Here is a 10,659-nt window from a genome sequence, read left to right as displayed (position 1 = left end):
ATCCGATTCGGATGACCCGCCTTCTTCACTGTGGAGCTAAGGAGAATTGAACTCCTGACCTCCTGCATGCCATGCAGGCGCTCTACCAACTGAGCTATAGCCCCTTGTTTCGCCGCCGTCCGGTTTCCCTTGGCGACATCGAGAACATTACACGGCCTCCCCGGTGGTCCCCAAATCCATTCCAGCTCCGCCCGATATGACCGATTCGCACTGACGTGACGAGCGCGCGCCGCGCGCACCCGTCGCTCCCGTCAGGCCGTGGCGAAGGAGTAGAAGCGCTTGAGGGTGCAGTGCTCCTCCAGGAGCCGCCCGTAGATCGGCTCCCCCTCCAGCTCGCGGTACGTCTCGATGGGGTCGCCTTTTATGATCAGCGCCCGCGCGCACTCCTCGCACCAGTACTGGTAGTCCGGGTTGACCGGATCCATGTCCCTGACGATGGGCGTACCGCTGCCACACCAGTCGCATTTCCGCCTGTGCGCACCCATGCAGTCAGCTCCAGCTGTGGCCGCTGGCCGTGCGTGCGCACCGGATCCCGCCGCCCCCCGGTGTCTGGACCACCTGGAAGGAGCCGTGGGAAGGGCAGCCGGGACCGGACCGGTGTTCGGGAATCACGGTAACTGCGGGACGGGCGGGCGGAGCTGGGGCATCGGGCACACACGTCTGACCGGGGACCCGCACGCGGCTCGCAGGCATGGCGCTCCCTCCCGATCGGTCCGTAGCCCCCTCCGGCGCTCCGATTCTGCCATGACACCGCAAGACGGGTAGCCCGCCGAGCCACACCCGGCAGGCGGCTGACGTCGTGTCAGTGCAGCCTGCCGGATCGCGGGCACCGGGGGCGGACGTCCACCGGCCGCGGATCGGGGCGGAGCGGACCGCGGCGGGGAGACGGCAGAAACGAGCGCCGGCACGTCGGCGGAAGCGCCGCCGGCGCCCCCGGGGGGAGGGACGGCGGGGCTGCGGCGGGACCGCCCGTCGGGGCGGTTCCGGCACCGAACCCCGATATGCAGAAGATCCCGCCCCCAAGGGGACGGGATCTTCATCTGTGGAGCTAAGGAGAATTGAACTCCTGACCTCCTGCATGCCATGCAGGCGCTCTACCAACTGAGCTATAGCCCCGCTGTTCGCTGTCGTTCTTCGCGTCCTCACCGTTTCGGTGTTTTCTGCGCTGCGAACAAGAAGAACTCTAGCCTGTGACCAGCCGGAAAGTGAAATCCGGCCGGTGCCGCCCTCCCGGAGCCGCCGGTGCCGCCCTCCCGGAGCCGCTCTCCGGGGGGATCGGGCGGCTTCTCAGGTGTCGTCGCCGAGCACCGGTTCGGGCAGGGTTCCGGCGTTGTGCTCCAGCAGACGCCAGCCGCGCGCGCCTTCGCCCAGCACCGACCAGCAGCAGTTGCTGAGTCCGCCGAGGCCCTCCCAGTGGTGGGCTTCCAGTCCGAGCAGCCGACCGATCGTGGTCCGGATGGTGCCGCCGTGGCTGACCACGACGAGCGTGCCGCCGTCGGGAAGCCGGTCAGCGTGTTCCAGGACGACCGGAGCGGCCCGGTCGGCCACTTCGGTCTCCAGCTCGCCGCCGCCCCGGCGTACGGGCTCGCCCCGCTTCCAGGCGGCGTACTGCTCGCCGTACCGGCCGATGATCTCCTCGTGCGTGAGCCCTTGCCACTCCCCGGCCCAGGTCTCTCGCAGACCGGCGTCGTGGGTGACCGTGAGGCCCGTCACGGCGGACAGCTCGGCGGCCGTGGCCGCCGCGCGCCGCAGATCCGAGGCGACGACGGCATGGGGCTTCAGGGACGCCAGGAGGCGGGCCGCCCGACGGGCCTGCCCGACTCCGGTGTCGGTCAACTCGATGTCCGTGGTGCCCTGGAAGCGTCGCTCCAGGTTCCACGACGTCTGACCGTGCCGCCAGAGGACTACTCGGCGGCCCCGGCCGCTGTCGCTGCCGTTCAGCTCGCGTCACCTTCCGCGCTGCCGTTGAGCTGGGCGTGCTCCGCGGCCTTGCCCCGCGTCTTGAGCGCGTCCTCGGGGAGCGCGATCTCGGGGCAGTCCTTCCACAGGCGCTCCAGCGCGTAGAAGACGCGCTCCTCGCTGTGCTGGACGTGGATGACGATGTCGACGTAGTCGAGCAGGATCCAGCGGGCGTCGCGGTCGCCCTCGCGGCGCACCGGCTTGGCGCCGAGCTCCTTCTGGAGCCGCTCCTCGATCTCGTCGACGATCGACTTGACCTGGCGGTCGTTGGGGGCCGAGGCCAGCAGGAAGGCATCGGTGATCGACAGGACGTCACTGACGTCGTAGGCGATGATGTCGTGCGCGAGCCGGTCGGCCGCCGCCTGGGCGGCGGCGTTGATGAGCTCGATGGAGCGGTCCGTGGCGGTCACATGCAGGCTTTCGTCGGCGGTCGGGGCAGTCCCTGGAAGCTGTTCCGTCGTCCCTGGCGGATCGGCACGCGGGCGGAGCGGCGGGGTTCCGTCGCTGCCGTCACGTGCCCGCCAGAAATCGCGGGACTGTTCTTTAGGGTCTCACGGACCGCCGACAGTGCCGACTGGGAATTCCCCCGGTACGCCGCAGGGGCCCCCGCGCCGTCTCGGCGTGAGGGCCCCTGCGGCCGGGTCGACGGGAAAGACCGACGACCCGGCCGGTACCGGAATCAGGACTTCGTGAAGACGTAGTCCTGGCCGAGCACCACGGAGACGTCCGCGTTCGCGGCTGCCTCCCCCTTGGTCACGACGCTCTCGGGCAGACCGAGCGTCTTGGCGACCTCCACCGCCTTGGCCTTGGCCTCGGCCGTGCCGTAGACGATCTCCGAGGTGGACCGGGTGTCCGCCTTGCCGGAGTCGACGAAGGAGTAGCCGCCGTTCACCAGCACCACCCGCGCCGCGTCCAGGGCGGCGGTGTCGCCATACGCGTTCTTCACACCGACCCGGGTCGCCGCGTCCTTGTCCGGGGCCCGTACCGCCCCGCCCAGGACGTCCTTCACCACACTCTTGGTGGCCGCGTCGCTCAGGGTTCCGTCCTCCTGCACCGGCAGGACCTCGGTGGTGTAGTCGCCCACCTTGGCGTGCCCGGCGAGCTTGGCGAGCGAGGCGCCGAGGTCGGCCTCGGGGAGTGACGGGTCGAGGATCTGGGCCAGCGTCTGCACGGTGATCGTCGCCGCCTTCGGATCCTCGGACAGCTTGCGCAGCACCCCGCGCAGCACCTGGCCGAACCGGGTCAGCTGCTTCGCCTCCGGCTCGCCCTTCGCCCGGTACGTGGCGTACGCCACGGCCATCGTGCCGCTCAGGGTCTGCGCTTCGCCCTTGCGGACCACGGGCGCGGCACCCTTCTTGGTGTCGGGCACGTCGGTGTCGGTGTCGACCTCGATGTTGCCGACCAGCTCGACCAGGTTCTCCAGGTACGGGGTGTCCAGGCGCCAGGTGCCGCTGATCTTCGTACCGAGGAGGGTGTCGATCGACTCGCGGGTTCCGGTGCTGCCGTCGTCCTCCACCGACTCGCCGAGCGTGGTGCTGGTGCCGTCGTCGTTGGCGACCGCGAGGGAGTTGGGCAGCAGGACGGTGGTGGCCTTCTTGGTGGTGACGTTGTCCACCAGCAGGGCCGTTGACGTCCCGCCGCCCTTGGTGTTGTGCAGGTGCACCACGATGACGTCGCGCTGTTGCGGACCGCCCGCCGTGGCGGCCTTGCCCTCCGCGCCGGAGGAACCGGGCAGCTTTCCGGCCGACCAGAGGTAACCCACGCCGGCGACGAGGACGAGGGCCACGACGACGATCAGCCCGACCAGCCGGTTGCGGCCCTTGCGCCGGGCCTCCTCGCGCCGTTCGCTGCGGCTCTCCGTGAACGCCAGCCAGTCGATGACGTCCTCGGAGTCCTCGTCAGGCTGCTCGATGAAGGAGAACTGTCCGGTGCGGTAGTCCTGGGAGGACCGGCGCTGTTCCGGAACCCCGGGCTCCGGTTCCGGTGCGCGCACCGGATCGGCCTCCTGCGGAGCGCCCCGGGGCACGGGCTGCGGGGGCGCGGACTGCTGCGGCGCCATGCTCTGCTGCGGGGCGTTCCACTGCTGGGCCGTCGCGTCGACCACGACGGGCTGCTGGCCGGTGTCGTAGCCGTAACCGCCGCCGTATCCGTATCCCTGCTCGCCGCCTTGCGGCTGCTGCGGGTTGCCGGCGTACGGGTCGTACGGCTGGGCCGGCTGCTGGTGCGCCTGCTGCTGGGCGTACGGGTCGTAACCGTAGCCCTGTCCGGCACCGTCCTGCCGCCCTTGCGCCTGCTGCCCCTGCGTGTACGGGCCCTGCGGGTGCTGACCCGGCGCCGGCTGCCCGTAGGAGTACGGGTCCTGCGGGGAGGCGTACGGGTCGTAGCCCTGCTGTTCGGGCTGCTGGTACACCGGCTGCCCGTACGCGTCGTAGCCGATGATCTGCGGCTGTTGCCCGTACGGGTCGTACGGGTCTTGTCGGTCGTTCACCACCGGTGCCCCTCTCCGTGGCTCATTCGCCTCGGTACAGCTGGCGTTTGTCGATGTAGCGGACCACACCGTCGGGCACCAGATACCAGACCGGATCGCCCTGCGCGACCCTCAACCGGCAGTCCGTCGACGAGATGGCCAGGGCGGGAACCTCCACCAGGGAGACACCGCCTTCGGGCAGTCCCGCGTCGGTGAGCACATGGCCCGGCCGGGTCACACCGATGAAATGGGAGAGCGAGAAGAGTTCTTCCGCGTTTCGCCAGGTGAGAATCTGCGACAACGCGTCGGCGCCCGTGATGAAGAAGAGGTCCGCGTCCCCGTGCGTCTCCCGCAGGTCCCGCAGCGTGTCGATCGTGTACGTCGGCCCTCCGCGGTCGATGTCACTGCGGCTCACCGAGAACTGGGGGTTCGACGCCGTGGCGATGACCGTCATCAGATAGCGGTCCTCGGCCTGCGACACCTCTTTGTGGCTCTTCTGCCACGGCTGCCCGGTCGGCACGAAGACGACCTCGTCCAGGTGGAACTGGGCGGCCACTTCACTGGCCGCCACCAGGTGTCCATGATGGATCGGGTCGAACGTCCCGCCCATGACGCCGATTCGGCGCTTGCCGCGGCCGGTAGGCACTTCCTGCTCTCCCATGCGTGCAGACCCTACTGGCACGGCGTCACCGCTCAGCGGTCGCGGTTGAAACGGGTGGTGACGAAGAGCAGAAGCAGCAGGGCGACGAAGGCGCCACCGCCGGTCACGTACGGGTTGAGGCTTTCGTGGTTGCCGCCTTCGCCGCCCTCGGAGGCGAGAAGGACCAGCTGGTGGGCGGTGCTCGTGAGGCTCATCTTCGGCAGGACCTATCGATCGGGAGTCGGAAGGAAGACGTCGGGCACATCGTATGCGGGTCGGTCGGGCACGCTCACGGCGACTCAGTCGTTGGAGTCGTCGTTGCGGTAGCCACGCAACAGGAGCCAGGCCAGCAGGGCCGCCCCGACGAGCGAGACGAGCAGCACGATCCGCACCGTGTTGCCCGGTCCCTGGTCGTCCGCGGCGGCGGCAAGCAGTGCGACGGTGTGCGGCATTCCGGGTGCTCCTCTTGGTTGTCCACAGCCCCCCGCACACCGTAGCGCCAGCACCTAGGCTGGCCGTTGTCAGGGGGACGGGCGGCGTCCCGTATCGACAGGGGGATCAGATGAGCGACGACACCCGTACGAACGAACCCAGCAGGCGGCGCAGGCGGTTCCCGGGAATCTCCTCCCGGGCGTACGAACACCCGGCGGACCGCTCGGCGCTGGTGGCGCTGCGCAAGCTGACCGGCTTCGACACCGTCTTCAAGGCGCTCAGCGGCCTGCTGCCGGAACGGAGCCTGCGGCTCCTCTACCTCTCCGACTCCGTGCGGGTGAGTGACGAGCAGTTCACCCACCTGCACACCATGCTGCGCGACGCCTGCTACATCCTGGACCTGGCGAAGGTGCCCGCGATGTACGTCACGCAGAACCCGCAGCCCAACGCCATGTGCATCGGACTCGACGAGCCGATCATCGTGGTGACCACCGGCCTGGTGGAGCTGCTGGACGAGGAGGAGATGCGGGCCGTCGTGGGCCACGAGGTGGGACACGCCCTCTCCGGCCACTCCGTCTACCGCACGGTGCTGCTCTTCCTGACGGGCCTCGCGACGAAGGTGGCCTGGATACCGCTGGGCAATGTGGCGGTGCTGGCCATCGTGACGGCGTTGCGCGAGTGGTTCCGCAAATCGGAACTCTCGGCCGACCGGGCCGGTCTGCTGGTGGGCCAGGACCTACGGGCCTCCATGCGGGGCCTGATGAAGATCGCCGGCGGAAACCACCTCCACGAGATGAATGTCGACGCCTTCCTCGCCCAGGCGGACGAATACGAGAAGGCCGGCGATCTGCGCGACTCCGTGCTCAAGATCCTCAATGTGCTGCCCCGTTCGCACCCCTTCACCACCGTGCGGGCGGCCGAGCTGAAGAGCTGGTCGGAGACCCGGGACTACCAGCGCACCATGGACGGCCACTACCCGCGCCGCGAGGAGGACAAGGAGACCTCGGTGACGGACTCCTTCCGCGAGTCCGCCGCGCACTACGCCGACACCGTGCGCACCAGCAAGGACCCGTTGATCAAGCTGGTCGGCGACATAGCGGGAGGCGCCGGGGACCTCGGCGGCAAGCTCAGGGACAAGTTCACCGGGGGCGCACGGAGTGACGCGCCCGGCACCGGCCCCGCTCCGGAGTAGGCCCCACGCGCACGGGACCGGCCCCGCTCCGGAGTAGCCCCGTCCACGCGACCGGGCCCCGCAAGAGACCCGGCACCCGGCCGGCTACGGAACCGGCACCGGCCCGGGCACCGGACCCGACTCCAGGCTCGGGGACACCTGGCTCGGGGCCACCGAGATCGGGGACACCGGGGCCGGAGGGGCCTGGCCGAGCGCCGGGCCGATCTCCAGCGTCCCGCAGAGCCCGCCGGCGGGGGTCCCGGTCGCGTACGGATCGGTGCCCCCGGGCCCGGCGGGGTCGGCGCGCTCCCCCGCGAGCAGCGGGTTCAGCGCCGGGGAGGTGCCCGAGGAGCAGGACTGCGGTCCCGCCTGCACGTAGGCGGTGCGCAGTTCCAGGCGGTGCAGCCGGAGATCGTCCCGGTCGAAGCGGAAGTGCAGCAGCCGGTGCACGGTGAACAGGGAGGCGCCGTCGGCCTGCTGGGGGCCGTTGACGGCGGGCCGCACGGTGTAGGTGAAGGTGTGGTCCGCGACGACCTCCAGCCTGCTCGCGTCCGTCTCGGAGTAGGAGAGCGTCCCGTAGACCCGGATCGCGGGGTCGGCGAGTTCGGCGCGTGCCGGGTCGAAGCGGACCAGCCAGCCCGCCGCGGGATGCCTTCCGTCGCCCGCCGGGCTGTCCATGCTCAGGTCGAAATCCGCGGCCTGGTCCGGGTCGAGCAGTGCCTTCACCGTCCCGGTCTCCCGCCCGCCGAGGACATCGGGGTCGAGTGAGGACTCCACCAGGAAGTCCTTGGCGGTGGCCAGGGCGGCCATGACCTGCGCGTCGGAGAAGTTGTCGGTCCGCCGGACCGCCGGCAGGTTGATCCCGGCCGCCCCGACGCGGAAGTGCGCGGCCGGGCCGTGCTCGATGAGCGCCCGGGGGGACCCGCCGGCCACCGCTCCGCGCGGCGCGAGGGGCACGACGGTGGCCTGGAGCGGTTCCGCGCGGTCGGGGACGGTGTCGGGCAGCGGCTGGCGGAACCCGATGTACACGGCGGAGGCGAAGGCCAGCGCGACGAGCACGACCAGCGTGGTGGCGAAGCCCGGGCCCTTGCGCGAGGAGCGCCGGGGCACGGACCGCACGGCGCGGGCGTGCTCGCCCATGCGCTCCCGCGCGGAGAACTCCTGGAGCCGGGCAGCGCGGACGAAGGACTCGTCGAAGACGAGCGAGCGGTATTCGTCCTCGCCGTCGGCGGGACTCTCGGGCGGCTCTTCCGGTGGATCTCCACGGCCTGCCATGACTTCTCCCGATCTCCACACCACCGGCCGAGGGCGTGTGGTGAAAGTGGCGCCGTCCGTCCGGAGGGCGGGTCCGGCGGCGTCCGGTGCGTGCGATCGCAAGACGGAGGGCCGCCCCGGTACTGGATGTATCGGGGCGATCCCGACAGCGCGGCGAGCGTGCGTGCCGGGCGTCGCCGGACAGGCGGGACTTTCACCACATGACCTGGGCCGGTGCGCAACGGTCTGCCCGGCCAGGCGGCCGAGGGCAGCGAGAAGCCCCCTCCGGAAGAGGGGTCACACAGTGAGGGTAGGTCGAATGCCCCTCGCGTAAACGCGGTGGAGGGGGCCAACTGAGTAGTTCGCACGACTGGGCGCTACGGCGCGACACGGCCGAAAGGGTGACGCGCGGTGCGGAAAACGGCCGGGAGGGCACTCGGGCCCCGGGGCCCTCCGCCCCACGCTCTCCGGGGCGGCCGAAGGCTTCAGGGCGTGCGCGGGGCGGCCGGAAGGGAAGCCCCCACGGACGCGGACGGCAGAAGGCCCCCCGGTACGCGGGCTTCCCTGCCCGCCCCCGGCATGCCGGAGGTGTACGCGCCGAAGGGCACCGGGCTCCCCGTCTCCTCACCGACCGGAGCCGGACCGCCGACCGCCTCGTCCACCGCGCCCACGGAGTCCGGGTCCGTGGAGTCCGGACCCACGGTGTCCGGGTCCGCCGGGCGGGCGGCCCCGGGCCGCCCGCCGTCGGGACCTGCCGGATCCGTGGCCGCGGCGTCCACGCCGTTGGTGGTGGGCGGGACATGGTCCTGGCTGTCGGCCGAGGCGCCGCGATAGACGGCGCTGAAGGCGAGGGCGATCATCCCGATCCCCATCAGCAGCGCCAAGAGCCAGGCGATCGGACGGTGCCAGCGCGCGGAGCCCCGGTAGGGCCGCAGAACTCCGCCGTGCAGGCCGTAGGGGCCTCTGCCGACATCGTGGTCGGGGTCGTAGTCGAGGTCGTCAGGGTCGGGCGGACCGCCCCGCCCGCCGCCGTATACGGCGCCGTAGCGGCCGTACGGGTCGCCGTCCCTCCCCCCACCCGCCGAGCGGGACCGGGACGCCTCGGCCGCCTCCGCGCGCGCCTCGGCGGCGGCGACCAGCCGTTCCACCGCGGTGGGTTCGTGGATCCTCGCGGCCCGTACGAAGTCCTCGTCGAAGACCACGGTGGCGAAGTCCTCGTCCGCGCCCCCGCGGTCGTCGTCGTCGGGCTCCCGGCCGTCCGGAGACGGCCTGCCCCCCACGTCGTCCACGGATTCAGCGTAGCCCTGACGGGGCGCTCCGGTCAGGGAGACGGGGAAGTCTCCCTGACCGAACCGACCGCACCCGGTTACCGGGTGTGACCGTCTCCGGTGACGATGTACTTCGTGGTGGTCAGTTCGGGCAGCCCCATCGGGCCCCGGGCGTGAAGCTTCTGGGTGGAGATGCCGATCTCCGCCCCGAATCCGAACTGGCCACCGTCGGTGAAACGGGTGGAGGCGTTGACGGCGACCGTCGTCGAATCGACCAGTTGGGTGAACCGGCGCGCGGCGGCCTGGGAGGTGGTGACGATCGCCTCGGTGTGACCCGAGGACCAGAGCCGGATGTGCGCCACGGCGGCGTCCAGCGAGTCCACCACGGCGGCGGCGATGTCGTAGGAGAGGTACTCCGTCTCCCAGTCCTCCGGGGTGGCGGGCACGACGGTCGCCTTGGAGCCCTCGGCATACGTCAGGACGCGCTCGTCGCCGTGCACGGTCACCCCGGCGTCGGCCAGCGCTTCCAGCGCCAGCGGCAGGAACTGGTCGGCGACGTCGCGGTGGACGAGGAGCGTCTCGGCGGAGTTGCAGACGCTCGGGCGCTGCGCCTTGGAGTTGACCAGGATGTCGACGGCCATCGCCAGATCGGTCCGCGCGTCCACGTAGACGTGGCAGTTGCCGGTGCCGGTCTCGATGACGGGGACGGTGGACTCCTCCACGACCCGGCGGATCAGCCCCGCGCCACCGCGCGGGATGAGGACGTCCACCAGGCCCCGGGCGCGCATGAGTTCGCGGACGGAGTCGTGGCTCTCGCCCGGTACCAGCTGCACCGCGTCGGCCGGCAGCCCGGCGCCGCCGACCGCGTCGCGCAGCACGCGCACGAGGGCGGTGTTGGAGGCGTACGCGGACGAGGAGCCGCGCAGCAGTACCGCGTTGCCGGACTTCAGGCAGAGGACGGCGGCGTCGACGGTGACGTTGGGGCGGGCCTCGTAGATGATCCCGACCACTCCGAGCGGCACGCGGACCTGGCGCAGGTCGATGCCGTTGGGGAGGGTGGAGCCGCGCACGACCTCGCCGACCGGGTCGGGCAGGGAGGCGACCTGGCGCACGTCGGCGGCGATGGCGCGAATGCGCTCGGGCGTCAACGTGAGCCGGTCGACGACCGATTCGGCGGTGCCCGCGGACCGGGCCCGCTCGACGTCCTGGGCGTTGGCCTCGATGATCTCGCCCGCGCGGACCTCCAGTGCGTCGGCCACGGCGAGCAGGGCGTCGTCCTTGGCGGCGCGCGGGAGCGGCGCGATGTCGGCGGCGGCAGCGCGCGCCCGGTAGGCGGCCTGCGCGACCGGGGACATGTTGTCGTACGGGGTGAGCGTGGTCATGCCCGCAGGGTAGTGCGCGGTCCCCGGACGTCCGGCCGGTATCCCGTGATACGAGACGTCCGGGCGGGACACCCGGGCGGGAAAGC

10 protein-coding genes, 2 tRNA genes and 1 pseudogene are annotated in these 10,659 nt (G+C 71.2%); 1 reads left to right on the top strand and 12 read right to left on the bottom strand.

What is annotated here, in order from left to right:
- Positions 1-31 precede the first annotated feature (31 nt).
- The 9 genes from ACFWEP_RS24920 to ACFWEP_RS24880 all read right to left on the bottom strand — a co-directional run bounded on the left by ACFWEP_RS24920 (position 32) and on the right by ACFWEP_RS24880 (position 5,518).
- Positions 32-104, bottom strand: a tRNA-Ala gene (locus ACFWEP_RS24920).
- Between the two features lie 147 nt (positions 105-251).
- Positions 252-485, bottom strand: coding sequence for a hypothetical protein (locus ACFWEP_RS24915; RefSeq protein ID WP_124268198.1), 234 nt, complete (start codon positions 483-485; stop codon positions 252-254).
- Positions 486-1,043: 558 nt separating this feature from the next.
- Positions 1,044-1,116, bottom strand: a tRNA-Ala gene (locus ACFWEP_RS24910).
- Positions 1,117-1,287: 171 nt separating this feature from the next.
- The gene (locus tag ACFWEP_RS24905; RefSeq protein WP_387373034.1) at positions 1,288-1,941 is read right to left on the bottom strand and encodes a histidine phosphatase family protein; all 654 of its coding nucleotides are present in this window, start codon (positions 1,939-1,941) and stop codon (positions 1,288-1,290) included.
- On the bottom strand, positions 1,938-2,369 hold the full coding sequence (gene rsfS, locus ACFWEP_RS24900; protein ID WP_387373032.1) for a ribosome silencing factor: 432 nt from the start codon (positions 2,367-2,369) through the stop codon (positions 1,938-1,940). Before rsfS ends, ACFWEP_RS24905 begins: the two co-directional genes overlap by 4 nt.
- Before the next feature lie 269 nt (positions 2,370-2,638).
- Positions 2,639-4,447, bottom strand: coding sequence for a LytR C-terminal domain-containing protein (locus ACFWEP_RS24895; protein WP_387373031.1), 1,809 nt, complete (start codon positions 4,445-4,447; stop codon positions 2,639-2,641).
- 22 nt (positions 4,448-4,469) lie between these two features.
- Positions 4,470-5,087 (bottom strand): nicotinate-nucleotide adenylyltransferase, encoded by a 618-nt coding sequence (gene nadD, locus ACFWEP_RS24890; protein WP_328721707.1) that lies wholly within the window; start codon positions 5,085-5,087, stop codon positions 4,470-4,472.
- A 32-nt stretch (positions 5,088-5,119) separates the two neighbouring features.
- A complete protein-coding gene (locus tag ACFWEP_RS24885; protein ID WP_387373029.1) occupies positions 5,120-5,281 on the bottom strand; it encodes a hypothetical protein in 162 nt (53 codons plus the stop codon).
- Between the two features lie 84 nt (positions 5,282-5,365).
- The gene (locus tag ACFWEP_RS24880; protein ID WP_328721706.1) at positions 5,366-5,518 is read right to left on the bottom strand and encodes a hypothetical protein; all 153 of its coding nucleotides are present in this window, start codon (positions 5,516-5,518) and stop codon (positions 5,366-5,368) included.
- 110 nt (positions 5,519-5,628) lie between these two features.
- Here ACFWEP_RS24880 and ACFWEP_RS24875 point away from each other — a divergent pair, with 110 nt between their 5' ends.
- Positions 5,629-6,690: a M48 family metallopeptidase gene (locus ACFWEP_RS24875; protein ID WP_387373027.1), complete on the top strand. Its 1,062-nt coding sequence runs from the start codon at positions 5,629-5,631 to the stop codon at positions 6,688-6,690.
- Positions 6,691-6,774: 84 nt separating this feature from the next.
- On the opposite strand, the gene ACFWEP_RS24870 is transcribed toward ACFWEP_RS24875, so the two are convergent.
- From ACFWEP_RS24870 to ACFWEP_RS24860, 3 genes and pseudogenes are all read right to left on the bottom strand, one after another.
- Positions 6,775-7,944, bottom strand: a complete 1,170-nt coding sequence (locus ACFWEP_RS24870; protein ID WP_387373026.1) for a hypothetical protein — start codon at positions 7,942-7,944, stop codon at positions 6,775-6,777.
- Between the two features lie 686 nt (positions 7,945-8,630).
- Positions 8,631-9,248, bottom strand: a pseudogene (locus ACFWEP_RS24865) (hypothetical protein); the annotation flags it as partial.
- 41 nt (positions 9,249-9,289) lie between these two features.
- Positions 9,290-10,573, bottom strand: coding sequence for a glutamate-5-semialdehyde dehydrogenase (locus ACFWEP_RS24860; protein ID WP_387373024.1), 1,284 nt, complete (start codon positions 10,571-10,573; stop codon positions 9,290-9,292).
- Positions 10,574-10,659: the final 86 nt, after the last annotated feature.

Source organism: Streptomyces sp. NPDC060198, from assembly GCF_042728415.1.
Lineage (GTDB): Bacteria > Actinomycetota > Actinomycetes > Streptomycetales > Streptomycetaceae > Streptomyces.
This window is presented reverse-complemented; position numbering and strand designations above follow the sequence as displayed.